Origin of the sequence: Amycolatopsis orientalis (assembly GCF_000943515.2) — a bacterium.
GTDB lineage: Bacteria > Actinomycetota > Actinomycetes > Mycobacteriales > Pseudonocardiaceae > Amycolatopsis > Amycolatopsis orientalis.
This window is the reverse complement of record NZ_CP016174.1, coordinates 8,146,535-8,171,698: the sequence shown is the minus strand read 5'-3', so window position 1 is coordinate 8,171,698 and position 25,164 is coordinate 8,146,535. Positions and strand designations below refer to the sequence as shown.

22 protein-coding genes and 1 other RNA gene are annotated in these 25,164 nt (G+C 69.4%); 16 read left to right on the top strand and 7 right to left on the bottom strand.

The window, feature by feature from the left end; all coding sequences use genetic code 11:
- Window positions 1–2 precede the first annotated feature (2 nt).
- The 4 genes from SD37_RS35360 to SD37_RS35345 all read right to left on the bottom strand — a co-directional run bounded on the left by SD37_RS35360 (window position 3) and on the right by SD37_RS35345 (window position 4,207).
- Window positions 3–269: a hypothetical protein gene (locus tag SD37_RS35360; protein ID WP_044854715.1), complete on the bottom strand. Its 267-nt coding sequence runs from the start codon at window positions 267–269 to the stop codon at window positions 3–5.
- A 149-nt stretch (window positions 270–418) separates the two neighbouring features.
- The gene (locus tag SD37_RS35355; RefSeq protein WP_044854716.1) at window positions 419–3,232 is read right to left on the bottom strand and encodes an AAA family ATPase; all 2,814 of its coding nucleotides are present in this window, start codon (window positions 3,230–3,232) and stop codon (window positions 419–421) included.
- Window positions 3,233–3,263: 31 nt separating this feature from the next.
- The gene (locus SD37_RS35350) at window positions 3,264–3,683 is read right to left on the bottom strand and encodes a zf-HC2 domain-containing protein (RefSeq protein ID WP_236725196.1); all 420 of its coding nucleotides are present in this window, start codon (window positions 3,681–3,683) and stop codon (window positions 3,264–3,266) included.
- 11 nt (window positions 3,684–3,694) lie between these two features.
- Window positions 3,695–4,207 (bottom strand): sigma-70 family RNA polymerase sigma factor, encoded by a 513-nt coding sequence (locus SD37_RS35345; protein ID WP_418189835.1) that lies wholly within the window; start codon window positions 4,205–4,207, stop codon window positions 3,695–3,697.
- A gap of 301 nt (window positions 4,208–4,508) precedes the next feature.
- Here SD37_RS35345 and SD37_RS35340 point away from each other — a divergent pair, with 301 nt between their 5' ends.
- The 14 genes from SD37_RS35340 (at window position 4,509) to SD37_RS35275 (ending at window position 18,485) form a co-directional block, all read left to right on the top strand.
- Window positions 4,509–5,159: a DUF4142 domain-containing protein gene (locus tag SD37_RS35340; RefSeq protein ID WP_044854719.1), complete on the top strand. Its 651-nt coding sequence runs from the start codon at window positions 4,509–4,511 to the stop codon at window positions 5,157–5,159.
- Window positions 5,156–5,965 (top strand): 4Fe-4S domain-containing protein, encoded by an 810-nt coding sequence (locus tag SD37_RS35335; protein WP_065913045.1) that lies wholly within the window; start codon window positions 5,156–5,158, stop codon window positions 5,963–5,965. The genes SD37_RS35340 and SD37_RS35335 overlap by 4 nt, the downstream gene beginning before the upstream one ends.
- Window positions 5,962–7,245: an NAD(P)/FAD-dependent oxidoreductase gene (locus SD37_RS35330; protein ID WP_044854721.1), complete on the top strand. Its 1,284-nt coding sequence runs from the start codon at window positions 5,962–5,964 to the stop codon at window positions 7,243–7,245. Before SD37_RS35335 ends, SD37_RS35330 begins: the two co-directional genes overlap by 4 nt.
- On the top strand, window positions 7,166–7,753 hold the full coding sequence (locus tag SD37_RS35325; protein WP_236725195.1) for a COG4315 family predicted lipoprotein: 588 nt from the start codon (window positions 7,166–7,168) through the stop codon (window positions 7,751–7,753). Before SD37_RS35330 ends, SD37_RS35325 begins: the two co-directional genes overlap by 80 nt.
- A gap of 14 nt (window positions 7,754–7,767) precedes the next feature.
- Window positions 7,768–8,166: RNase P RNA component class A (rnpB, locus tag SD37_RS35320), an RNA gene on the top strand.
- A 170-nt stretch (window positions 8,167–8,336) separates the two neighbouring features.
- Entirely contained in the window at window positions 8,337–9,200 is an 864-nt protein-coding gene (locus SD37_RS35315; RefSeq protein ID WP_044854723.1) for an SCO6745 family protein, read from the top strand.
- 442 nt (window positions 9,201–9,642) lie between these two features.
- Window positions 9,643–9,909: a hypothetical protein gene (locus tag SD37_RS35310; RefSeq protein WP_005166545.1), complete on the top strand. Its 267-nt coding sequence runs from the start codon at window positions 9,643–9,645 to the stop codon at window positions 9,907–9,909.
- A 13-nt stretch (window positions 9,910–9,922) separates the two neighbouring features.
- Entirely contained in the window at window positions 9,923–10,399 is a 477-nt protein-coding gene (locus SD37_RS42285; protein ID WP_081736522.1) for a hypothetical protein, read from the top strand.
- A gap of 3 nt (window positions 10,400–10,402) precedes the next feature.
- Complete coding sequence (locus SD37_RS35300) at window positions 10,403–13,363, top strand: ATP-binding protein (RefSeq protein ID WP_044854724.1); 2,961 nt, start codon at window positions 10,403–10,405, stop codon at window positions 13,361–13,363.
- Entirely contained in the window at window positions 13,360–15,450 is a 2,091-nt protein-coding gene (locus SD37_RS35295; RefSeq protein WP_044854725.1) for a hypothetical protein, read from the top strand. Before SD37_RS35300 ends, SD37_RS35295 begins: the two co-directional genes overlap by 4 nt.
- Before the next feature lie 3 nt (window positions 15,451–15,453).
- Entirely contained in the window at window positions 15,454–16,050 is a 597-nt protein-coding gene (locus SD37_RS35290) for a hypothetical protein (RefSeq protein ID WP_044854726.1), read from the top strand.
- Between the two features lie 4 nt (window positions 16,051–16,054).
- Window positions 16,055–17,053 (top strand): C40 family peptidase, encoded by a 999-nt coding sequence (locus SD37_RS35285; protein ID WP_044854727.1) that lies wholly within the window; start codon window positions 16,055–16,057, stop codon window positions 17,051–17,053.
- A 93-nt stretch (window positions 17,054–17,146) separates the two neighbouring features.
- The gene (locus tag SD37_RS35280; RefSeq protein ID WP_418189795.1) at window positions 17,147–18,253 is read left to right on the top strand and encodes a hypothetical protein; all 1,107 of its coding nucleotides are present in this window, start codon (window positions 17,147–17,149) and stop codon (window positions 18,251–18,253) included.
- A gap of 34 nt (window positions 18,254–18,287) precedes the next feature.
- Complete coding sequence (locus tag SD37_RS35275; protein ID WP_037303447.1) at window positions 18,288–18,485, top strand: hypothetical protein; 198 nt, start codon at window positions 18,288–18,290, stop codon at window positions 18,483–18,485.
- A gap of 584 nt (window positions 18,486–19,069) precedes the next feature.
- Here SD37_RS35275 and SD37_RS35270 read toward each other — a convergent pair.
- Window positions 19,070–20,035: an ATP-binding protein gene (locus SD37_RS35270; RefSeq protein WP_044854729.1), complete on the bottom strand. Its 966-nt coding sequence runs from the start codon at window positions 20,033–20,035 to the stop codon at window positions 19,070–19,072.
- Window positions 20,036–20,169: 134 nt separating this feature from the next.
- Between SD37_RS35270 and SD37_RS35265 the strand changes: the two genes are divergently transcribed.
- Together SD37_RS35265 and SD37_RS35260 are read left to right on the top strand one after the other, a co-directional pair.
- A complete protein-coding gene (locus tag SD37_RS35265; RefSeq protein ID WP_044854730.1) occupies window positions 20,170–21,579 on the top strand; it encodes an RNB domain-containing ribonuclease in 1,410 nt (469 codons plus the stop codon).
- Window positions 21,576–22,337, top strand: coding sequence for a helical backbone metal receptor (locus SD37_RS35260; RefSeq protein ID WP_044854731.1), 762 nt, complete (start codon window positions 21,576–21,578; stop codon window positions 22,335–22,337). Before SD37_RS35265 ends, SD37_RS35260 begins: the two co-directional genes overlap by 4 nt.
- Window positions 22,338–22,390: 53 nt before the next feature.
- Here the strand turns inward: SD37_RS35260 and SD37_RS35255 are convergent, their stop codons facing one another.
- The gene (locus tag SD37_RS35255) at window positions 22,391–23,821 is read right to left on the bottom strand and encodes an aldehyde dehydrogenase family protein (RefSeq protein ID WP_044854732.1); all 1,431 of its coding nucleotides are present in this window, start codon (window positions 23,819–23,821) and stop codon (window positions 22,391–22,393) included.
- Entirely contained in the window at window positions 23,818–25,149 is a 1,332-nt protein-coding gene (gene gabT, locus SD37_RS35250) for a 4-aminobutyrate--2-oxoglutarate transaminase (protein ID WP_044854733.1), read from the bottom strand. The genes SD37_RS35255 and gabT overlap by 4 nt, the downstream gene beginning before the upstream one ends.
- Window positions 25,150–25,164 lie beyond the last annotated feature (15 nt).

The window sequence follows — 25,164 nt, the reverse complement described above, 5'->3', positions numbered from 1 at the left end:
CGTCAGGTCCGTTCCGTGTATTCGAAGCCCCACGAGGTCCCGTTGGGCCGGTAGCAGGCCTTCACGATCCGGTAGTAGCGGACGTAGGTGTGCTGCTCGTCAAGGCAGACCGACTCCTTCCAGAACGGGCCCGCGAAGTGGACTTCGCCGGCCTGTGCGGAAGGCGCCGAGACAAGCAACGGTGCGATCGTCGCCGCCGTGCAGGCGACGGTGACCGCGATCCGCTGACCGAGTGACCTTCGCGCCGTCGTCCGTTCGACAGGGTGCATGTGATCCCCCAGGATCTTCGAGTTCGGATTACGGCGGGCAGCGTATTCCGAGGCGCTGCCAAAGCTCTGTCGTCGTCTACCTGCCGTGAAACCACGCGTTCAGTCCTCTGGATGCGGTAGTCGCACGCGCATATACCGCATCCAGAGGACTAAACGCGGGAGCGGCCGAGCGCGGAACTCAGCTCGGTCCGTCCGGTGATCCCCAGTTTCCGGTAGGCCCCGGACAAATGCAGTTCGACGGTGCGTCGGGTCAGGTGCAGCGCTTCGGCGATCTCGCGGTTGGTGAGACCTTGCGACGCCATCACCGCGACGCGGTATTCCTGTTTGGTGAGGCCGTGTTCGTTGTCCTTCGCGATCGTCAGGCTGGTCCTGGCGACCCGCAGCGCCTCGGCCGCCCGCCTCGCCAGCGGCCGCGCCCCGCAATGCCTGCTCGACTGCGCGGCCCGCCGCAGCGTGACGACCGCCTTCTCGCCCTGCCCGTGCCGCGCCTGCAGCGCCCCGAGTTCGATCAGTGCCTCGGCCAGCGCCAGTTTCGCGGTCGATCCGCCGAGGACGTCGACGGCCCTGGTGAGCAGGCGTTCGGCCTCGTCGTCGTCGCGGACAAGACCAGCCGTGGTCAGCGCGCCGCCGAGGATTCTCGGCGCTCCCCAGCGTTCCGCTGCTTCGAGATCCTCTTCCGCGAGCCGCGCCGCCGCATCGGTGCGCCCGAGCTCCAGCGCGGCGCGGACGGCATACGCCCGCCAGGGCGCGAACCCGGGAAAACGCATGCCGTGGTGTTCGAGACGACGTCCGCAGCCGCGCAGATCCTCGTAGCCGAGCTCGGGCTCGCCGGTGGCCACTCGGAGTCTGCCGCGCGCGTAGAGCAGGTAGTTGTGCGTGAAAAGTGCTTGCGTGGCCCCGAAATCGAGCTTTTCGAGCAGGGCGTTCGCGACGTCGAACCGGCCGAGGTCGACCGAGGTCTCGATCAGCCTGGCCACGCACAGCACGGCCACCGGGCATCGGCTGGTGGCGCCGCGTTCGTCGAACTGCCGCACCAGGGTTTCGTAGTGGACACTCGCCCGCACCAGGTCGCCACCCGCCTGCAGGGCGATCCCGCGGGCGAGCGTGGCGAGGGCGCCCTTCGGCACATGGAAGTCCCACGGCAGGCGTTTGGTGTCGAGCACCTGGCAGAGCTTGTCGGTGAGGGCGGCCTCGTCGGCGAGCACGGCCGTCGCGAGCGTGAAGAAGTAGGGCTGCTCGAACAGTTCCGGTTGTTCGCCGGACAGCGCCTCCCCGAAATGGCGGACGGCGTTCGCCGAAGAGTTCCCGCTCCGCACCGTGTCGAGCGCGAGCAGCCCCGAGCGGCTCTGCTGCGCGGCGGGGTCGTTCAGTGGCGCCCACTGCTGCTCGAAGTCGCGGAAGTCCGGCGGCGGCCCGAGTCTGCTGCCCGCCTCGGCGAGGTAGGTCATGCACAGCAGCGGCCAGACGGCGTCGGGCCCGCCCGCGTCGAGCCGCGCGGCGAACTGGCCGGCGGAGTTGATCGCCAGCCGCGCGTCCGGGCCGCAGCACAGCGAAAGGATCATGGCCGTCGCGACGAAGGCCGCGGTTTCGCGGTCGTCGATGTGGTCGACGGCCTCGCGCACCCTGGCGGGCGCCAGGTCCGGGTCGCAGTGGAACTCCGCGTGCGCGAGCTGGAGCAGGATCGCCATCCGCTTGCGCTCGCTGAGCCGTTCCTCCAGTGCCCGCAGCAGGAACCGGACCGACAGCTCCGGGTCGCCGTTGACCACCGAGTGCCGCGCCGCGAGCCGCAGGATGTCGATCGCCCAAGGGACCCTGACCGCGGTCGCCTCCAGCAGATGCGCGGCGACCCGTTCGGGCGGGGCGCCGGCCTCGTGTAGGAGCCGCGCCGCTCTGGCGTGACTGACCGCCCTGGTGGCGAGCGGCATGTCGGCGAGGACCGAGTTGCGGGCGAACCGGTAGGTGAGCGCGGGCAGATGGCTGTCGCTCAGCAGGTGTACGCGCACCATCTTGTCGATGGCCTCCAGCGCGGTGATCTCGTCGACGCCGGCGAGCTGCGCCAGCAGGTCGAAACTCGCGTCCTCGCCGAGGATCGCGACGGCTTCGAGCATTTTCGGCGCGGCCGTGTACTCGTGCATGCGGACCCGCAGGATCTCGCCGATCATCGCCGAGCCCGCGGTTTCGAGGTCCATGCCGGGGACCATGCGTCGGCGCAGCGCGCCGAGCAGGAAGGGGTTGCCGCCGGTCACCTCACGGCATTCTTCGGGGAACCGGCCGGGGGAGACGCGGAGGAATTCGGCGACGTGCTGGGAACTCAGCCCGCGCAGCCGGATCGTCGCCGGGGTGCAGCCCGCCATCTCCAGCAGCGCGACCTCACCGGTCTGCAGATGCCCGATCAACGACGTCAGCACGATCATCACCGGCAGGTGTTCCACGCGGTGCCGGATGTAGGCGAGGCAGCGCATCGACCACGGGTCGGCGAGGTGGATGTTGTCGACGCCGAGGAAGACCGGTCCTTGTTCGGCGGCGTCCCGGACGATGCGGAAGAAGGCGTCGAGTGCCTCGGTCTGCTCGTGTTCGTCCCGTGGCCGGTGGTCCGGCAGGACCTCACTCACATGCGGTGCCCGCGGCCGCGGTGATCCGGGTGCGGCGGGGGCGTGGGTGAGCCCCTCGACGAGCTGACGGCCGACGCCGCCGCTCAGATGTGTCTCCAGCCGGGACGCGGCGGCGATCGCGACGGTGAACCCGGCCGCCTTCGCCAGCTCGCCCGCCGCTGTGAGCACCGACGACTTGCCCATCCCGAACTCGCCGACCACCACCGCGCTGGTGGCGCGCCCGTGAAGCGCGGCGCGGAACAGCCCGGTGATCGTGGCCAGTTCGCTGTCGCGGCCCAGCAACCCGGCGGCGCGGCGCTTCGGTACCGAAGGCCCGCCGAAGGGACTCTCGGGATTTACTTCGGTATGCACCGTAGAGACCTTCGTGTCGGCTTGCGGCAGACTACTGGAACGGAAGCGGTAGTGGGAGTAATCGCTGGTCGGAGTCCTCGGCCGGCCCGTCGTCGAGGGGAGCCGGGAACAAGATGTCCGGATCCGAGGAGGCCCGCCGGTACCGGCCGGACGACCGGTGCGACGACAGCAAGGCCGCGACCACACACGCCAGGAGCACCACCACGAGGTTGGCCGTGATCATGGACGGCCGCCCGCAGCGCCGGACGACCAAGGTCCCGGAACGGCGAGCGCCCTTGGCACCAGGGGACAGGTAGCGCAGATCGGCCTTCGCCAGCGCGCCCTCCACCGACGTGAATTCCGCGACCTGGGCCCCGCACCGTCCGCAGTCCTTCAAGTGCTTTTCGAAGGCGTATGCCTCGGCTTGATCGAGCACACCGAGCACATAGGCCGCGACATCGGTGTGTTTCACCTTTCGCTTCCTCATCGCGAACCCAGCTCTCCTAACGACCGTCGCAATGTCCTCATAGCCGCGTACAGCCGTGATTTGACCGTTCCCTCCGGGATTCCCAATATCACCGCCGCCTCCCGGACGGTATGTCCGGTCAGATACGTCTCGTAGATGACCGCCTGATATTTGCGGTCCAGATATCGTAGCGCTTCGGAAATGACGAGCGCGGACAGTGACTGATCCGTCTGGTCCGCTATTTCGGCGTTTTCGGAACTGTCCAGCTCCACCTCCTGCGGGCGGGCTCGCCGGTTTCGCCAGCCGTCGATCACGATCCTCCTCGCGACCGTGAGCAGCCAGCCGCGCAGCATTCCCGGCTCGCGGTTCAGTGTGTCCGAATGTTGCCAGGCGCGAATCAACGTCTCCTGGACGACATCCTCGGTCCACTGTTGGTCATGGCCGGTCAGGTACATCACCTGGCTGAACAGAGTCTCCCGAAAATCCTTGTACAGCAACGAAATAAGCTCGCCGGACGGATCGTCGGGCATGTCGGCGGCCTGGCGATCGTGGCCGAACCGGCACCCTCTGCCCAGTGCTTCCATAAAGTTTGCAACCTCCCCAGCGGTGGAGGATTTCACGAGTCCGTACACCGTAGCGCAGACTATCGCCGTGGACCATGTGCAGTAGTGGTTCATTTACCATTAGTTGCCCGGTACGTACGGCGGCGATAAACGGTTCTAAATGTGTCGTGTGATGCACGTCACACTGGCCTGCCTGGTGGAGATCGAACCGGCCGCTCCGGTTTCCCGTACTCCCAGTGAGGCACTTTGCTGAACGGGGACGGGTGAAATGATCTATCGACTGCTCGGAGTGGTGATCGCCTGCCTGGCGATATGGGCGGGAACGCCCGCCCATGCCCACGCGGAAATCGACGCCCATGATCGGGAACTGCTCGTCCGCGTCCGGCAGGCCGGTCTGTGGGAAGGCCCGGTCAGCCGTCAGGCGGAACAGCGCGGGACCGGGCAGCGGGTGCGCGAGGTCGGCCGCAAACTCGCGGACGACCACGATCGGCTCGACGTCCAGGTCCGCGAACTCGCGTCGAAGATCCGGGTCGAACTTCCCAGCGAACCCACCGAAGAACAGCGGTCCTGGGTCGAGGAGGTCACCGGTGCCGCCGGCGCCGACTTCGACCGTGTTTACGTCAACCGCGCCCGCGCCGCGCACGGGAGCATCTTCGGGCTCGCCTCCCAAGTCCGGGCGGCCACCCGCGACGACGCGATGCGGTCCTTCGCCCAGACGGCCGTCGACACCGTCATGCGGCATATGACCCTGCTCGAAAGCACCGGTATCGCCGAGACGACCTCGCTGATGGTCGTGCCCACCGGCGGCAACGAACTCGACGGCGGCGACATCGCGATCGGCGTGCTCATGGCGGGCCTCGCCGGGGGCGCGACCTTCGGCCTGGTGCGGGTGCTCGGCTCACCGGGCAGGCGCGCATGACCGCCTCGCTCCTCGCCGTCATCCCGGCCCCGTCGCCACACGACAGCGGGGTGCGGGACATCGCCACGCTCTCGGCCCGGTTCGCCTACGTGACGATGTGCCTGACGCTGGCTTGGGGCGTCTTGAGCGCCACCGGCTGGATCCGGCGGGGCACCGGGCACGAGGCACTGCGCGGCGGCCACATCGTCCTCGCCGCGTTCACCCTCGCCACCGGCGTGGTCCACGGGTTGTCCTATCTCTTCCTCGACGACGATTCCTTCGGTTTCTTCATGCTGCTGATCCCGTTCGCGGGCGGCGGGTTCGCGCGGCACGCGGCCGGGGTCGTCGGGCTGGAACTGTTCGTCGCGGTCTCGGTCACCGCCGCGCTGCGCCGCAGCGTGGTCAACCGCAGCTGGCAGCGTTTCCACCAGGTCAGCTATTTCTCGGTCGGCCTGCTGGCGATCCACTCCTGGCTCGGCGCGGTCGCGAACGGCAGCCTCGCGACGGTGTGGCTCGGCGGGATCACCGTGCTCACCCCGGCCGTCGTACTCACCGTGCTCCGGGTGCTCCCGCCGCGGGCGCTGGTCCGGCTCGGCCTGCTCGACGGCGACACCGGCCGGGCCAAACCGGTCCGGATCTCCGTCGACGACAAGAAATGCCACCGCTACGCGATCTGCCAGGCCGAAGCGCCGCAGGTCTTCCAGCTCACCCGTGACGGGCAGCTGCGGTATCTCCGGAAACCCGGCGCCAAACAGGTGTCGCGGGTCCAGGCCGCGGCCAGAGCTTGTCCGATGCGAGCCATCCAACTGCAAGGGGCGGGACAATGAGCGAACGGATCGTCGTGGTCGGCGGCGGACTCGCCGGGCTGCGGTGCGCGGAACGGTTGCGGGAACTGCGGTTCGACGGCGAACTGGTGATCGTCGGCAACGAGCCGGATCTGCCGTATCACCGGCCGGCGCTGTCCAAGCAGCTGCTGACCGGTGCCACGCATCCCGGCGAGATGATGCTGGCCCGGCTCGACGAGATCGACGCCGAATGGCGGTTCAGCACCCCGGCCACGCATTTGCAGCCGGGCCGCCAGGTCGTCCATCTGCCCGGCGCGGAGGAACTTCCTTACGACGGGCTCGTCATCGCCAGCGGCGTCGAACCGCGGCGGCTGTCCGGGATCCCGCATGGGCATCCGCGTGTGGTCGTCGTCCGGACGCTGGCCGACGCCGCCGCGCTGCGCGACAACCTCGCCGCCGACCGCGGGCCGGTCGCGGTGCTGGGCAGCGGTTTCATCGGCTGCGAGGTCGCCGCGAGCCTGTGCGAGATCGGGCGGGAGGTCACCATCATCGGCCGGTCGGCGAACCTGCTCGGCGAGGTCGTCGGCAAGCACATCGGACAGAAACTCTCGGCGCTGCACCGGTCGCGAGGGGTACGGCTCGCGCTCGGCGCGTCCATCGACAGCTGGCAGACCACGGCGGCGGGGCTGCGGCTGCATTCCTCCGACGGCTGGATCCTCGACGTCTCCTGCGTCGTCGTGGCCGTCGGCACGGTGCCGTCGATCTCGTGGCTGCGGGGCTCCAAGCTGCCGCTCGACGACGGCGTCGTCTGCTCGCCGACCTGTCACGTGCTGGGGATGAGCAACATCGTCGCCGCCGGCGACGTCGCGCAGTGGCCGAACCTGCGGTTCGACGAAACGCCGAGACGGGTCGAGCACTGGCTCAACGCCGTCGAGATGGGCCGCGCGGCGGCGGAGAACCTCCTCGCCGGGCCACAGGCTTCGCGGCCCTTCGCACCGGTGCCGCGGTTCTGGTCCGAACAGCACGGAGTGCGGATCCAGGCGGGCGGCATCCCCAAGCTCGGCACCGACACCGTCGCGCTCGCCTCACCGCTCGGCGGCGAGAAACCCGTCACCGGCTTCGTCCGCAAGGGCCGCCTCGTCGGTGTCGTCGGCCTCGACAGCCCGTCCGCCGTCCTCCACTGGACCAACGAGATCGCGGAGCAGAACCCCGTCAACCACCCAGGAGAAACGGAGAAGCCGGATGCGCCGATCGCGGTTGACCATGCTCGCCGTCATCGCGGCGCTCGTCGTGGGCGCCGCGATGTGGTGGCAGGCGGTTGATTCCGGGGATCAGGCGGCGCTGACGGCCGGGGCTCCGGTCACCGAAGCCCTGCCCAGCCCGCGCGTCCCGCCGTCCAGCACTCCCCGGCGAACCGGCACGAGTCCTCCTCCGGCGACTTCGGAGGCTCCGCCAGGTAGGCAGCTGACCGCCGTCTACATGACGAAGATGGGTCAGGCCGTCCTCGACGACACCGGCGCCGTCCTCTTCCGCTTCGAACGCGACAACCCGCACAAGGCGCGCTCGGCTTGTCTTGGCGACTGTGCCGCGGTGTGGATCCCGATCACGACCTCGGGCACGCCGCGGGTGACCGGCATCGATCCGGCGCTCGTCGGGACCGTCAAACGACCCGAAGGCGTCAAGCAGGTGACGTTGGCGGGCTGGCCGCTCTACAAATTCGCCAACGCGCGGCCCGGCGAGTGGACCGGGCAGGGCACCGACCACCTGTGGTTCGTCGTCAAACCCGACGGGCAGCGCAACCTGAACTGCCTGCCCGCACCCGTGCAGTAGGATTCGCCGACGGACGAGTCGGCGGGGCGGCCGCGAGCCGGGAGACCGGTTCGAGGAAAGTCCGGACTCCACAGGGCAGGGTGGTTGTTAACGGCAACCCGGGGCGACCCGCGGGACAGTGCCACAGAAAACAGACCGCCTCCGTGCGCTTCGCGGGCGGAGGTAAGGGTGAAACGGTGGTGTAAGAGACCACCAGCGTGCTGGGTGACCAGGACGGCTAGGTAAACCCCACCCGGAGCAAGGCCAAGAGGGAGCCGCGAGGCTCCTGCGCAGGCGATCGAGGGCTGCCCGTCCGAGCCTGCGGGTAGGCCGCTCGAGCCCGTCGGCGACGGCGGGCCTAGATGGATGGCCGCCACTCGCGGAGCCGCAAGGCGAAGCGAGGACAGGATCCGGCTTACACGCCGGCTCGTCCGTACTTCTTCCCTGGGACGCAAGTCCGTGAAGGCCTCCTTGAGGGACCCAGAGTCCCTCAAGGAGGCCTTCACGGACTTGCTTCTGGGAAGTGATAGCAAAGGTCCCTTGCTCCCCAGCTCGGCCCCTTTGGCCGCTGCGCCCTCTGTCTACTTGCCGGTAGGGTGCCCACATGGGTGAAGCGAGTCGGGTCACGGGACGGTTCCGCGGGACGTTCGATGTACTGCATTCCCTCACTTACTTCGCGCCCGAGACGGAGGCCGCGCTCACGGACGCGGGTCTCCGGCCGGGGCGCATGACCTACTTCGCGGGCCGCGCGGCGCCGATGGGCCCGGTGAGCCCCGGGGTCGTCGCCGCCACCTTCTACAACTTCAACCCCGAACTGGTCGCCCGCCACATCCCGCGCGCGTGGACGCTGGCGTCCCCCGACCGGATCATCGAGGCCCGGTTCGAAGCCGTCGACGCGGCGCTGACCCGGCTGCTCGGCAAGGACGTTCTGGACTCCGAAGAGGTCGCCGAAGCCGCCGAACTCGCCCGCGAGGCGACAGCGGGCTGCCAGGCCGACGGCCGCCCGCTCTACGCCGGGCACGCCGACCTCGACTGGCCGAGCGAGCCGCACCTCGTCCTCTGGCATGCCATCACCCTGCTGCGCGAGCACCGCGGCGACGGCCACATCGCCGCGCTCGTCCTCCACGGCCTCGACGGGCTCAGCGCCCTCGTCTCGCACACCGCCACCGGAAAGGGCTTCCTCGCCGAGGCGGCCAAGTCGTCCCGGGGCTGGAGCGACGAGCAGTGGAACGCCGCGGCCGACGCCCTCCGCGAGAAGGGTCTTCTCGACGCCGACGGCGGCCTGACCGAGGCCGGGAACGATCTCCGCGAGCAGATCGAAGCCGCCACCAACGCGGCTTCGGCCGGACCCTGGCAGCGCCTCGGCGAGGAGAAGACGAAACGCCTTCACGAACTGTGCGGACCTTTGAGCCGTCGGGCCGTCGAAGCGGGGGCTTTTCCCGCGAATGTGTTCTCGAGCCGCCGGTAATCACGCTATGTAGTGAAAATGCCCGGCCCGATTTCGCGTTGGGTAACGGAAGTGTGACTTTCCCTTGATCGGCACCCATGATTTTTGTCAAAGGCGAGCTCACCCAGCGGACTCGGAAGAAGCCACCGAACGAGTCATGTCACACTGGTCGCGGCCGGATTCTCCTCGGCCGGCCCGTACTCACAGTGAACAGGAACCTCGCAACCGGGTGAGTTCGTCAGCACACTGCGAAATACGGGTGGCCGGGGTTAATCCAGACGACCCTTGCAACGATGATGGAGACCGAGGATGGTCGTGGTGCTGTGCCTCGCTCTGTGATCAGTGGACAAATCGATATCTACAGAGCGCGCTTTGACCACTACCCCTCGTGACGCCATGATGTTCGAAGCACCACCGAGCCAGAACCGCGCGAACCCCCTCTCCGCGCACCGGGAGTAATGCGATGATGACCTTGACCACCCTCGACACGCTGGCCGCCGGCGAGCTCGGCACCGGCAACGTCCGCACCTGGCTGATCGACAACATCATCCCACTGGTGCTGCTGGCCGTCGCGCTCCTTCTGCTGTGGCTGGGCGGTGGCAAAGGGGACAACGCCGGTGTCATGCGCCGTCTCGCCGGTGTCGTGATCGCGCTGGCGATCATCGGCCTCGCGGTGAGCGGTGCCGGAGTCAACGTGGGCCAGTGGATCGCCGGCCTCTTCACGGGCTGAGGCAGGGCTCGCGTTGCGTATCCGCACCGATGACGAGGTTTACCGGGTCGATGCCGTGTGGCTCGGCCCGCCGAAAGCGACTTTTCCCTGGAGAGCCCGCTACGTCGCGTGGCTCGTCGGTATCCCGGTCTTCCTGCTCGTGCTCACCGTCGAACGGTGGGCGGGCTGGAGCTTCGGGTTCTTCTCGACCGCCTGGGCTTTCGTCGCCACAATCGTGATCACCAGATTGATCACGGCCAAGATCAGCCACGAGCGTCCGCTGGGCGCCGTGGCCGCGATGGCGGCGAAAGAGCTCAACACACCTAGAGAACGGACCACGGGCACAGGGGGCGCGGCCAGCGCCTCCCGTGTCCGGGTGCGGGCGACCCGCCCGCTGCCGAAGCACCGCAGGAGACGGCAATACCAGCACCACGGCTACGGCGGCGGCGCCGGAGCTCAGGGAACACCACGAGCGCGTCGGAGCCGCCCTGCGGCTCAGGCCGGGAGGTAGTCGTTGTTCGGTCGCGGCGGAAGCCGAGGAAAACGTGATCGTGACCTGCACCAAGGGGCCTGGAACCCGCCCCAGCAGGTTCGCTCCGCGCAGCCCAAAAAGGCTTCGGGCAAGGGGAGGCGGCTGCCCGGCGAGGCGGCCATACCGACCTATACCCCGTCGATCGCCGCGCGAAGCATCGACGGGCACCTGTTGCGCACCGGCTATGAGGTCTACGCCTGGTACCGGCTCGCGCCGCAGCGCTGGTCGTTCCGGTCGGACTCCCAGCGCCGCGACCTGATCGCGGCCATCGCCGGTCAGTACGCGGAGCTTCAGGGCCGCTGGCTGCACCTGCGCGTGACCAACCGGCCGTATCCGATCCGGATGTGGGCCGAGGCCCACGTCCACAACGCCGTCGGCCGTCCCCAGGATGTCCCGGGCGCGCTGTCCTTCGACGACTACCTCATCGGCGAGCAGCAGCAGCTGATGGGCCGCTCGATGGCCGAGAAGGAGGTCTATCTCGGCGTCCAGGTGCAGACGCGGCGGATGATCGACCGCGCGGTCGAGAGCGCCGCCCCGGTGCTGCGCAAGATCCTGCCGGAGGCCGTCGACGCCGAACTGGCCGCGCTCGACTCCGAGGTCGAGCATCTCGACCAGGTGATCGGCTCGGCGGGTCTCGAAGGCCGCCCGGTCCACGCCGAAGAGATGTCCTGGCTGATGCACCGCTCGTGCTCGCTGGGGCTGCCCGCGCCGCGCAACATGCCCGCGGTCCCCGGCGCCGCCTGGGAGCCGGAAGACCTCGCCAGCTTCACCGACGCGGCGGACTTCCACGCCGAGCCGTACGCGCCGACGGTCACCGTCCGCGGCCGCACCGGCTCGAACGCCGGGGTCTCGCGGCATCTCGCCGTCCTCACCGTCGGCCAGATGCACGGCCTGCAGATCCCCGAGGTCGACGACCCGTGGATCCAGCACGCGGACAGGCTGCCCGCGGCCGTCGAGGTGTCCGCGCGGATCTACGTCCGGCGCCCCGAGGAGGTCGCCGGTGAGCTGCAGCGCCAGATGAACAAGGTGCGCTCGCAGGTCAAGCACTACACCGACGAGCACGAACTGGAGCCACCGCAGTCGCTGGCGCGGCAGGCGGGCCGGGTGCTGGAGATCGACGACGAGATGACGTCGGGCTTCACCGCGCTGGCCACCCGCGTGCGCTCGTGGTGGCGGCTGGCGGTGTCCGGGCCGACCGAACGCGACGCGCTGCGCCTGGCCCAGCAGCTGCTCGACCTCTACAAGCCGAAGATCGCCGTCGAACATCCCGAAGCCCAGTACGCGCTGGCCAGGGAGTTCATCCCCGGCGAGCCGCTGGCCTCGGCGGCGTACATGCGCCGCGGTTCGGTCGTGTGGGCGTCCTCGGCGGTGCCGACGGCGACGGCCGAGGTGGGCGACCGCCGCGGCATCCTGCTCGGCGAGACGGTGACCGCGACCCGGCGCCCGGTGGCGTGGGACCCGTGGATGGCGCAGGAGATCCGCGACGGGTCCGGGCTGACCGCGATGGTCGCCGGACTCGGTGGCGGTAAGTCGTTCCTCGGCGGCGGCATCGTCTACAAGACGCTCCGCGCGGGCGCGCACTGGACGATCCTCGACCCGTCGGGCCCGCTGTCGCGGTTGTGCGACCTGCCCGAACTGCGGCCGTACGCGCGGAACATCAACCTGCTCAACGCGCAGCCCGGCATCCTCAACCCGTACCGTGTGGTCGCCGAGCCGCAGCTCGAACACTTCATGGACGAGGACGACCCCGAGCGCTCCTGGCGGCGGGAGAAGGCCCTCGCGGGTGCGACGCGACGCCGTCTCGTGCTCGACGTCCTCACCGGCGTCCTGCCGTACGAGGTCTCGCGGATGGCGCAGACCCGGATCGTGCTGCTGCGCGCCGTCCGCGCGGTCGGCGGCCGGTTCGAAGCCGATCCCGGCCAGGTCATCGACGCGCTGCGCCGGGACTCCAGCGAGCACCACGAGCACGCCGTCGTCGTCGCGGACTTCCTCGACGAGATGCGCGAGCGGATGGCGCTGCTCATCCCGGAGACCGACGCGGACCCGTACGCCGAGACCCGTGACGACCGGATGACCGTGCTGACCATGGCGGGGCTGACCCTGCCCAAGGACGGCGTCCCGCGCGAATACTGGACGGACGCGGAATCCCTCGGCGTCGAGATGTTGAACCTCGCGGCGTGGCTGACGCAGCGGTCGGTGTACGAGAAGCCGAAGGAACTGCGCAAGGGCGTCTGGATCGACGAGGCGTTCTTCCTGTCCGAGGTCCCGACAGGCCGCGTGCTGATGAACCGCTTCGCGCGTGACTCGCGTAAGTGGAACGTCCGGGTGCTGCTGTCCTCGCAGATCCCCGCGGACTTCCTGAAGATCCAGGGTTTCGTGGCGCTGCTGGACTCGGTGTTCGTCGGCCGTCTCGACGACGACGACGCCCAGGCCGACGCGCTGCGCCTGCTGAAGGTCCCGGTCGGCGTCGGCTACGAACAGGTCGTCGCCGCGCTGGGCCGCCGCCCCGGCTCGTCCCGCGATCTCCAGCGCGACGTCGAGCCGCGCCAGTTCATCTTCGGCGACGGCGCCGGTGGCGTGGAGCGGATCCGCGTCGACTTCTCCGGCCCGCACCTGGAACACCTGCGCCGGGTCATGGACACCACGCCGGGCTCGCCCGACGCCAAACCGTCCCGGCCGGGCAACGAACTGGCCGTTCCGGCGGAGAAGCAGTTCGTGGCGTCGCCCCCGGAGGAAGACGACTTCGAACTCGAAGAGGATCTCGAACTGGCGGCCGAACTCGAGGTCGGCCTCACCGACGAGCAGATGCTCGGCGCGCCCGACCCACTGGCCGCCGAGACGGGCGAAGTGCAAGGCACCGTCCAAAATGGACACAATGGTGACGGAGGAAAAGGCGAGCACGCGCGGGCCGGCAAGGGTGGCACCGGCAGGGATGCCGCATGAACACGGTGATCACGCTGGCGAGCGTTCTCGCGTTCGCCGCCGGTTGGCACGCGCTGCGCCGCCGTCTCAAAGAGGGGCCGAGACCGGGCAAGGCCACGCCGAGCCGCCGCGCGACCATGTTCGTCGTCGTGCTGATCCTGGGCCTGCAGGCCGTGGCGACCGCTCCGGCGGCGTCGGCCGCGGCGTGCGGTGAAGCGCCGAACCCGGAACGACCCGGCGCCGGCATGGTCGGAGCCATCGATCCCGCCGAGGGACATGGCGAGGCCGGAAGTCCCTATCTCGACTACAGCTACGCCGGCTTCGTCTGGCACACCTTCGAGACCGACTGCGGCCCGATGGCCGGGATCACCTCGCCGGATTCGACGATCGACACCTGGGCGGGCGGCCAGCTGTTCAACATCGGCAAGAACATCGTCGGTGCCACGAACTCGCTGCACTACACCGTGCTCGAAGGCGGTCTGCTCAACCCGATCTACAACGCGGTGAAGGCCGGCGCAGAGAAGGTCTACAACAACATCTACGCCCAGCTGTTCGGCTTGGCCGCGCTGATCATGTCCATCATGTTGTTCCGCAACATCTGGCGTGGCGACCTGGCCGCTGTCAGCAAAAAGGCGTTGTACGGCTTGGCCGGGGTGTGGCTGGCGGCGTCGTCGCTGGCCTTGCTGAGGTACTACGACCCGATCGACAGGGCGATCGTCCAGACCACGACGAACATCCAGGCGGGCTTCGTCGACGAGTCCTCGGACCGGGTCGTGCGGCACGTCCTGCCGACCAACCTGCACAACGAGGTCGTCTACAAGAACTGGCAGCGTGGCGAATTCGGCGCGCCCGACTCACCACAGGCGAAGGAGTACGCCCGCAAGCTCCTGGACGCGCAGGCCTTCACCTGGGCGCAGATCCGCAACGGCGATGACGCCAATGTGGCGGTGGTCGACGGTAAGAAGGCCGCCTACAAGGACATCTCGACGAAGCTCGGTCCCGCCACCGGGTACTTCACCGGTGAGGACGGCAGCCGGACCGGCGCCGGTTTCCTCGGCCTCGGCCAGAGTCTCGTCTACTCGCTGTTCCAGTTGCTGGCCAAGGCTTCGGTGCTGCTGGCGCAGGTGCTGATCCGGGTGTTCACGCTGACCGCGCCCCTGATCGGCCTGGTCGCGTTGTTGCAGCCCGAAATCCTGCGCCGGGTGCTCAAGGTCGCGGGCGCGGTGGCGTTCAACCTGATCGTGCTGTCGGTGCTCGCCGGCATCCACTCGTTGTTGCTGCAGGCCATCTTCGACGCGGGCAACAGCCTTTCGATGCTCACCCAGATGGTCATGGCGGGCATCGTCACCGTGCTGCTGTTCATGGTCGGCCGTCCCGTGCGGCGGCTGTGGCAGATGGTCGAGATGTCCGTCGGCATGGTCGGCGGTGCGGTGCCCTCGCCCCGCGGCGGCCTCTTTTCCCGCTTCCGCAGGAAGAACAACGAGCCAACACCGCAGGACGCGTTCTGGCAGAACGTCCGTGACACCGACGACGTCGTCGACGGTGACCTCCGCGGTCCGGTCGGCGCGACGGTCGGTGGCGGCCGGTTCCGGCCCGAGGCGACGATCTTCGCCAGTTCCCAGCGGCTCGACAACGGTTCCGGGGCGATCAGGCCCGCCGCGGCCTGGTCCGGGGCGCCGTGGCCGGGCGCGGTCGGCGGTGGCGGCGGTATGCCCGCGCTTCCCGCCGGTGGTGGCGGCGTACCGGTTTTCGGCCAGTACAACCCGTCCGCCGGTAACCCGGGCGACTCCATGTTCACCTCCGGTGGGCGGAGCCCTGTCCAGGTCCCGAGCCGCCGGGTCGACACCTCACCGGTCGCGGACAGGCGTTGGAGCGACGAGCCGGAGCCGGTCGTGGTGCCGTCGCGGATGAATTCCGCCGGTGGCGGCTACGCCACACCGGACTACTCGGGGGCCGTGCCGGTGCAACCGGGGCCGTCGACGCCGCATCCTCGCCGCGTCGATCCCGAAGTCGTCGCGGGCAAGCCGGTCTTCGTGCTGTACCGGCCCTCGCGCGGGCTCGAAGTCCGCGAGGAAGTCCGCGACACAGACCACGCAGTGGGTCGGTGACCCATGCCGATCCGGACCAATCGCGGGCGTGCCGCGGTCTACCGCAGACTGTGGGGCTGGCCGCTGCGCTCGCCCCGGCACCTCATCGGCACGCTGGTGGTCCTCGCGGTGGTGCTCACCGCGGTGGGCATCCTGCTGCCCAAGGCCATCGACAAACCGGGGCAGACGGCCGGCGGGCCGGGCACTTCGGCGACCGGCACCTCACGTCCCGGCGTCGCCGCGCCGGTGACCGTGACGTCGACGTTGCCGCCGAGGCTGACCACCCAGCCGCCGCCGTCGTCCGCACCGATCGACCAGGACGGGACCAGGGTCGCCAAGGAGTGGGTGACGGCATGGGCGAACCATCCGGACGGTACGACGACCGAACGCTGGCTGGCCGGATTGCGGCCTTACACCACCGAGGAATACCTGGCGGGGGAACTGACGACGGTGGACCCCGCCAACATCACCGCGACCAAGGTGACCGGCGAGCCGCAGGTCGTGTCCTCGGTCGTCGGGTCGATGGACGTGGACGTCCAGACCGACGGGCCCAAGGTCCGGGTCACCGTCGTCAAGACGAACCCGGGGTGGCGGGTCACCAAGTTCACTCAAGCGGACTGACCCGATGAAGATCGGGATCATCGTCGGCGTGCTGATCGCCGCGGTCTTCGCCGCGGTGGTCACCACGGGCACGGTCACCAAGGTGGTGACCGACCATATGGAGGCGCAGGCGGGCGGCGTCGTCAAGACCTCGTGCGACGCGTCGATCGGGCCGACTCTGCCCGGCCAGGTGGACCGCGGTTCTTCGGACATCAACAAACTGGACGAGGAGCAGAAGGGGATCGTCGCGCTGATCATCTCGATCGGCAAGCAGCGGTCGCTGTCCCCGCGCGCCTGGCAGGTGGCGATCCAGGCCGGGATGACGGAGTCCAAGCTGCGGAACCTGAACCACGGCGACCGCGACTCGCTCGGCATCTTCCAGATGCGGCCGTCGATGGGCTGGGGCACCGTCGCGGAGGTCACCCATCCGCCGTACCAGGTCAACAAGTTCTACGACGTGCTGCTCGGGGTGCCGGACTGGGAGAACATGCGTCCCGGCGACGCCGCGCAGCGCGTGGAGCGGTCCGGTTTCCCCGACCGGTATCACAACTGGGAGCCGATGGCGGCGCTCCTCGTGCAGAACGAGGGCCAGATCGTCGACGTCGTCGGCTGCGGTTCGAGTGTGGGCAGTGTGGTGCCGCCGAGCCAGGCCGCCGCGCAGGCCATCAAGTTCGCCCTCGGCGAGCAGGGGAAGCCGTACGTGTGGGGCGCCACCGGGCCGAACACCTATGACTGTTCCGGGCTGATGCTGCGGGCCTACGAGTCGGCCGGGATCGTCCTTCCGCGTGTTTCGCGGGACCAGTACAAGGCGGGCGCGATGCTCCCGGTCCGCGAGGCGCAGCCGGGTGACCTGCTGTTCCTGGCCACCGTCCCGTCGAATCCGGCGACCATCCACCACGTGATGATGTACCTGGGCGACGGCAAGATCGTCGAGGCGCAGCAGACCGGCGTGCCGGTGCACATCCGCGACTTCTCCTTCGACGAGGCCGAAGTGGTCGCGCAGGCGGTCCGTCCTGGCGTTTAGCATGGTGAACGGGTGGTTCCGCGACCGCGGGACCATCGGATTCACCCGAAGTGGCGGCCTGTCCACCGGCGAGCGGCCGCACACTGGCAGAGGATGAAGAACGTGGCACGGAAATTCGGAAGGCGAGGCAAGCCCGCGGCGGGCGTCGGCCCGGAGGTCGATCCCCGCGATCTTTTCGGTACCCCACAGCCCGCGCGGCAGGCCGCGCGGCCGGCGTCGAGCACGCCGCTGGCCGATCACCTGAACCGGGGCTGGCCGGGTGTCGACCCCGGTTACGTCGTGTTGCCGCGTTCCCTCGCCGAGGGGATGTCGCTGCCCTGGCAGCAGCAGATGGCGGCGTTGCTGGCGCAGTTCCACCACGAGAACGCCCAGCTCGCCTGGCCGATCTACCGGGTCGTCCCGTCGCGCTACGAAAAGCTCGTCGACCTCGATGAGGAACAGCTGGCGGAGGCCGGCTACCTGGTCGAGATGGACACCGAAGGCGAGATGATCTACCGCGAGCGCAGCGGGCGGAAGATCGAGGACCCGGCGAACACCACGGTGCTCGTCTCCTGCCTCGACCCGATCCCGAAGCCCGCGCAGCGTCAGGCGCCGCCGCCGTCCCAAGCCGCCCCGCCCGCGGCCGGTCAGCCGCCGAGGGCCCCGGCGCCGATGAACATCGGCCCCGCCCCGGTGTGGCGCACGGTCACCCCGCCCGCCGCTCCGCCGTTGCCGGGTCCCGCCGCATCCCAGGCGCCGCCGCCCGCGCAACCGCAAGCCGGGCCGCCTGTCCTGCCCCAGACGACGGCCGCGCCACCGCCCGCCGTACTCCAGACGCCTCCTCCGGCCGTCACGCCTCCGCCTGTCCAGCCTCCCGCCGCTCAGGCGCCGCCTCCGGCCGTGAGCGCGCCTCCGGCCACGCCGGAAGCGCAGTCCGCCACGCCGTCCCAGGCCGAGCCGCAGCCGGAACCGCCTCCCGCCGCTCCGCCGCCGGTCGCCCCTCCCGTGACCGGGCCGCCGCCGGCGCCCTTGCCACAGCCGGCGTCGCCCGCCTCCCCACCGGAGCCCGCGACCCCGCCGCGTGGCGTCCCGGTGCACCGCGGCTGGTTCGACGAACTGGCCGAGAACCCGCCGGAAAGCTCGAAACTGGACCCGCCGGAGGGCGGCGAGTTCGGCCCGACCGGCGAGCCGACGGAGATCCCGTACCGCTACCGCAAGTGATGACAGGACGCCCCGGTGATGTCAGGCTGGACGTATGTCGAGCGACCCGAACCCGGATCAAGGCTGGTACTACAACACCAAGACGAACCAGGTCGAGCATCTGGAACGCGGCCGGAGCATCGACCTCCTCGGCCCGTACCCGGACGAGGCGACGGCCCGGCGCGCGCTGGAGATCGCCAAGGAACGCACACGGCAGGCCGACGCCGAGGACGCCAAATGGAGCGGCGACTGAGCCGTCTCGGTCACCCTCGTGAGTGGTAATGACGGTTAGAACCGTTATTACCACTCACGAGGATCCGCAGGTCAGTGCGGCAATGCCGGTGACCACTTGGGATGGGCTGCCCCGGTGCTGATGCGCGTGAAGCCGACGCACCCGGAAGTCGCCTTCGGTTCTTACCCGAGCGTCTGTCCGTGAAGGCCTCCTTCACTACCTTCAGGGTCAGGGTCCCGGCAAAGTCGGCATCTTGCTGGTCAGGCACCTCTTCGTCGTGGCGCAGGCAGACGACGATGTAGGAATTGGGACGTTGAGTGTCCCAATTTCTTCATCGTCGCGGGGTGCGCCGGTCGCGTGGCTTGATCAACAGAGGGCGAGGACCTGTCCCGGAGCTCGGTACATCCCTGAGTGTGGAGGATTTGGGACGTTCAACGTCCCAAATCCTCCACACTTCCCTTGGCTCAGCCGAGGAAACTCGACCTTCACAGCTTTCCCAGCACATGAAGGGCCAAGACGCTGACACCAAGGCGCTCAGGCCTCGTGAGTGGTAATGACGGTTAGAACCGTCATTACCACTCACGAGCCACGAGAGGATCCGCAGGTCAGGCGCTTTGCTTGGCCGGTTCCGGGCCCAGCACGAACTCCGGGTCCACCTGCGCAGTGAGGTCTTCCCCGGCGCGCCCGCTGCCCCACGCCCGCGCGTTCCGGAGGTGGAACTCGACGCCCTGACGCTGATAACGCGCCCAGTCGCGCTGCTCGGCGTCGACGGTCGCGAGCATCGAGCCCAGTGTCCCGAGGTTGTGCGCCTCGAGTTCGCCGATCGGGCGTGCGCGGCCGCGTTCGGCGGCGCGGACGTGCCGCGAGTTCTCCATCCAGCCCAGCAGCGCGTCGCCGATCTCGTCGCGCAGGAAGTCGATGTCCTCGTCCTCGGTCACCTTGTTGCCGACGACGACCAGCCGCACCCCGAAGTCCCGCGCGTAGTCGGCGTACTGCCGGTACACGCCGACACTGCGCACGGTCGGCTCGCAGACCAGGAAAGTGACGTCGAACCGGGTGAAGAGCCCGGACGCGAACGCGTCGGCGCCGGCGGTCATGTCCATGACCACGTATTCGCCCGTGTCGTCGATCATGTGGTTCAGCAGCAGCTCCGCCGCGCCGACCTTCGAGTGGTAGCAGGCGACGCCGAGGTCGTCCTCGTCGAACTGCCCGGTGACGCCGAGCCGCACGCCGCCGAACTCGCGGAAGCAGGCCTGGAAGATCGGGTTGTCCTCGAACGGCCGGACCAGCCGTGACCCGCGCCCCGGCGGAGTCGTCTTGATCATCGAAGCCGCGTCGGCGATCCGCGGGTTGTCGCCGCGCAGGTACTCCTTGATCAGGCCCATGTTGTCGCCCAGCGTCGGCCACGCGATGGCCTCTTCCTCGCTCGCGCCGAGCGCGACGGCGAGGTGCTGGTTGATGTCCGCGTCGATCGCCAGTACCGGTTTCCCGGCACCGGCCAGGTACGCGGTGAACAGCGACGCCAACGTGGTCTTGCCGCTGCCGCCCTTCCCGACGAACGCGATCTTCACGCCACGGCCCTTCCTGTCGTTTTGAAAAGGGTATCGGTTTTCATTTCGGTCCGTAACGTACACCCGACCGGCCCGCACCCGAACGGGCGATCAACGGGCCCGGATCGGGATAGGGTTGGGTGGTGCCTCCACTCGTGATCAGGACACACACGGCCGGAGGGGACTTCGGTCGCCTGCGAGCCGAGTTCTTGCTGCCGGAGACGTTCGGGCCCGACGTCCTCGCCGAGGCGGAGGCGGCGGTCGTCGACCCGCTCGAGTCGGCGGGGGAACGCGAGGACGCCACCGGCCTGCCCTTCGTCACCATCGATCCGCCCGGTGCCAAGGACCTCGACCAGGCGATGCTGATCGAGCGCACCGAGGGCGGCGGATTCCGGGTCCACTACGCGATCGCCGATCTGGCCGCGTTCATCCCGCCGGGTGGCGCCCTCGACAAGGAGGCGCGCCGCCGCGGGCAGACGCTCTACCTGCCGGACGGGAACGTGCCGCTGCACCCGCCGGTGCTGTCGGAGGGCGCGGCCAGCCTGCTGCCGGGGGAGACCCGGCCCGCCGTGCTGTGGACGATCGACATCGACGCGGGCGGCGAACCGACGGAGACCCACGTCCGCCGCGCGCTGGTCCGCTCCACCGAGCAGTTCGACTACGAGACCGTCCAGGCCTCGATCGACGCGGGTACCCCGCATCCGTCGGTCGCCGCGCTGCCGGAACTGGGCCGCCTGCGCCGCGAACTCGCGGTCCGGCGCGGCGCGGTCGAACTGCAGTTGCCCGAACAGGAGATCAACGGCGATCCCGACGGCGGCTGGGTGCTGGTCCAGCGGCCGCGCAACGACGTCGACGCGTGGAACGCCGAGATCTCGCTGCTCACCGGGATGGCGGCGGCGAAGCTCATGATCGACGCCCGGATCGGGGTCCTGCGGACTCTGCCCGCGCCGGAACCCGAAGCGGTCGAATGGCTGCGCCGGTCCGCGCAGGCGCTGAACATCGACTGGCCCGAGGGCAAGAGCGTGTCGGAGTTCCTGGCCGCGCTGGACCCCGGTCAGCCCGCTTCGATGGCTCTTTTCGCCGACACGACACGGCTTTTGCGCGGCGCCGGGTACACCGCGTTCGACGGCGAACTGCCCGCCTTGACCACGCACGCCGGAATCGGCGGCGCGTACGCCCATGTCACTGCGCCGATCCGGCGGCTGGTCGACCGGTTCGCCACCGAGATCTGCCTGGCCGTGAGCGCCGGCCGCGAGGTGCCCGCGTGGGTCCGCGCGGCGCTTTCGGAGGTGCCGGAGCAGATGACCGCGTCCGACACGCTGGCGGCCAAGGTCGAACGGGCCTGCATCGACCAGGTCGAGGCCTGGGTCATGGCCGAGCACATCGGCGAGGAGTTCGGCGCGATCGTCCTGCGGGCGGACGAGAACAAGGCGGAGATCCTCGTCGAGAATCCGCCGGTGATGGGCAAATGCGCGGGTGAGCGGCTGCCCGAGGGTGAGCGGATCCGGGTCCGGCTCACCGCGGTGGACGTCGACAAGCGGAAACTGTCCTTCGAGCGCGCATGATCGACGATCTCGGCGAAGTGGTCCCGCTGCGCGCACCGGCGACGCGGGTGGTCTCGCTCGTGCCGTCGCTGACCGAGGCCGTCGAGGTGAGCGCGCCCGGAAGACTCGCGGGCGCCACCGACTTCTGCACCCATCCGGTGGAGCTGGACGTCCCGCGGGTGGGCGGTTCGAAGTACCCGAACGTGGACAAGGTGCTCGAACTCGAGCCGGACCTGGTGCTGGCCAACTCCGAGGAGAACCGGCCCGAGGACGTGGAACACCTGCGCGCCAACGGGATCCCGGTCTGGGTGATGGAGGCGTCGGCGACCGTGCCCGCCGCACTCGGCTCGATCCGGCGGATATTGACGCAGGCCTACGACCTCGCCGAGCCGGATTGGCTGGTCGAGGCCGAGGAGGTGTGGCGGGAGACACGGCCGGAGCGCTTCCGGGCGGTCGTGCCGGTCTGGCGGAAGCCGTGGATCGTGCTCGGCCGGGACACCTTCGGCGGCGACGTGCTGCGTCGCGTCGGAATCGGCAACGCCTACGAGGACCACGAAGAGCGCTACCCGCGTCCGAAGCTCGACGAACTCCAGGCGCGTTTCGCGGACGGAGACGCGAACCTGCTCGTACTGCCTGACGAGCCCTACGAGTTCACCGCAGACGACGGCCCCGAAGCGTTCCCCGGCGCGAAGTACGTTCTGGTCTCCGGACGTCACCTCACCTGGTACGGCCCTTCGCTCGTCGAGGCCCACTCCCACCTCACGCGTTTAGTCCTCTGAATGCGGTAGTTCGCATCACGAACCAGCGCATCCAGAGGACTAAACGCGGGTCGTCAGAGGGTCAAGCCGGTCAGGACGGTGACGCGCTCCTCGGTGAAGTCCGCCATCGCCGACGCGGGGCCCTCTCGGCCGACGCCGGAGTCCTTCACACCGCCGTACGGCATCTGGTCGGCCCGGAAACTCGGCACGTCACCGACGAGCACGCCGCCGACACGCAGCTTCGCGGACACGTCGAACGCGGTCGGCAGGTCGCGGGTGAACACGCCCGCCTGCAGTCCGAAGCGCGAGTCGTTGATCCGCCGCACCCCGTCGTCCACCGATTCGACGCGCGTGATCGACACGACCGGGCCGAACACCTCGTCGGCCATCACCGCCGCGTCCTCCGGCACGTTCGCGAGCACGGTCGGCTCGACGGTCGCGCCGTCGCGCTTCCCTCCGGTCAGCAGTTCGCCACCCGCGTCGACGGCCGCGGCGATCCACGACTCCACCCGGGAAGCGGCGGCGGTGTTGATCAGCGGCCCGACGTCCACGCCGTCCGCCCGCGGGTCACCGGTCCCGAGCGCGCGCACCTGCTCCAGCACCTTCGCGCGAAGCTCGTCGTAGACGTCGGCGTGCGCGTACACCCGCTGCACCGAGATGCACGACTGCCCGGCCTGGTACATCGCGAACGTCGCGATCCGCTGGGCCGCGAAGTCCAGGTCCGTCCAATCAGGACAGACGAGGACCGCCGCGTTGCCGCCGAGTTCGAGCGCGACGTGCTTGCGCGGCACGCTGTCCCGGATGCCCCAGCCCACCGGCACGGAACCGGTGAACGACACGACCGGCAGCCGGGGGTCGGCCACCAGCTTGGCCGATTCCTCGTTGCTCACCGGGAGAATCGACCAGCTTCCGGCGGGAAGATCCGTCTCGGCGAGGATCTCGCCGAGCAGCAACGCGGTCAGCGGCGTCGCGGGCGCGGGCTTGAGCACGATCGGCGCACCGACCGCGATCGCGGGCGCGACCTTGTGCGCCACCAGGTTCAGCGGGAAGTTGAACGGCGTGATGCCCAGCACCGGCCCCTTCGGCACACGCCGCACCAGCGCGAGCCGCCCGGTGCCGCCCGGGTCGGTGTCGAGCCGCTGCAGGTCACCGGAGAACCGGCGGGCTTCCTCGGCGGCCCAGCGGAACGTCGACGCCGCACGCCCGACCTCACCGCGCGCCCACTTCAGCGGCTTGCCGGACTCGGCGGTGATGAGCCGAGCCAGCTCTTCGGACCGCTCACCCAACACTCGGGACACGTGGTCCAACGCGCCCGCGCGGACGTGCGCGGGCAGTGTCGCGAACTCGTCCTGCACGTCGTGTGCCGCCTGAACCGCGGTCTCGATGTCCGAAGTGGACGGAACGTGGTGCGAGCCCGCCTCGCTGTCGTCGAAGGAGTGGCGGACGACGACGGTCTCGTCGCTGGTGACCGGCTTGCCGGCTACCCAGTACGGAAATGTGGTCACTTGGCGGCCTCCGTGCGGACAGCGTGCTCGAGGACGGAAAGACCCTCGTCGAGCAGTTCGGTGGACAGGGACAGCGGCGGCAGCAGGCGGACGACGTTCCCGTAGGTGCCGCAGGTGAGGACGACGACGCCCGCCTGGTGGCAGGCCTGCGCGATCCGCTTGGTCAGGTCGGCGTCGGGTTCGGTGGTGCCCGGCTTCACGAACTCGGCGGCCAGCATCGCGCCACGCCCGCGGACGTCACCGATCACGCCGGTCTCCTCGGCCAGCGCCCGCAGCCGAGGCAGCACCGCGTTCTCGATGCGCTTCGCCGACGCCGCGAGGTTCTCCTGGCGCATGACCTCGATCGAGCCGAGCGCGGCGGCGCACGCGATCGGGTTACCGCCGTAGGTTCCGCCGAGGCCGCCCGGTCCGACGGCGTCGAGCAGTTCCGCGCGGCCGGTGACGGCGGCGAGCGGAAGCCCGCCCGCGATGCCCTTGGCGGTGGCGATCAGGTCGGGCACGACGTCTTCGTGGGTGGACGCGAACCATTCGCCGGTGCGGCAGAAGCCGGTCTGCACCTCGTCGGCGACGAACACGACGCCGTTTTCGGTGCACCACCGGGAAAGCGCGGGCAGGAAGCCGGGCGCGGGCTCGATGAACCCACCCTCACCCTGCACCGGTTCGAGCACGACGGCCGCGACCTGGTCGCCGCCGATCTGCTTCTCGATGCGGTCGATGGCGATCCGCGCCGCTTCGGGACCGGAGAGGCCATCGCGGTACGGGTACGACCCCGGGACGCGGTAGACCTCGGGTGCGAACGGGCCGAAACCGTGCTTGTAGGGGATGGACTTCGCGGTCAGCGCCATCGTCAGGTTGGTGCGGCCGTGGTAGGCGTGGTCGAAGACGACGACGGCCTGCCTGCCGGTCGCGGCGCGGGCGATCTTCACCGCGTTCTCGACGGCTTCGGCGCCGGAGTTGAACAGCACCGAACGCTTCTCGTGGGTGCCCGGCGTCAGCTTGTCGAGCGCTTCGCACACCTCGACGTAACCCTCGTACGGCGTGACCATGAAACACGTGTGCGTGAACCGGCCCACCTGCTCACGTACCCGGTCCACGACGGCGGGCGCCGCGTGGCCGACGTTGGTCACCGCGATGCCGGAACCGAAGTCGATCAGGACGTTGCCGTCGGCGTCGGTGAGCAGGCCGCCTTCGGCCGAGGTGATGTAGACCGGCAGCACCGAGCTCACGCCCGCGGCGACGACGGCGGCGCGCCGCTCCTGCAGGGCGCGCGAGGCAGGGCCGGGGATCTCGGTGCGCAGCCTGCGCTGGGTCTCGGTGGTGACGGTCACGGCCAACTCCTGCGG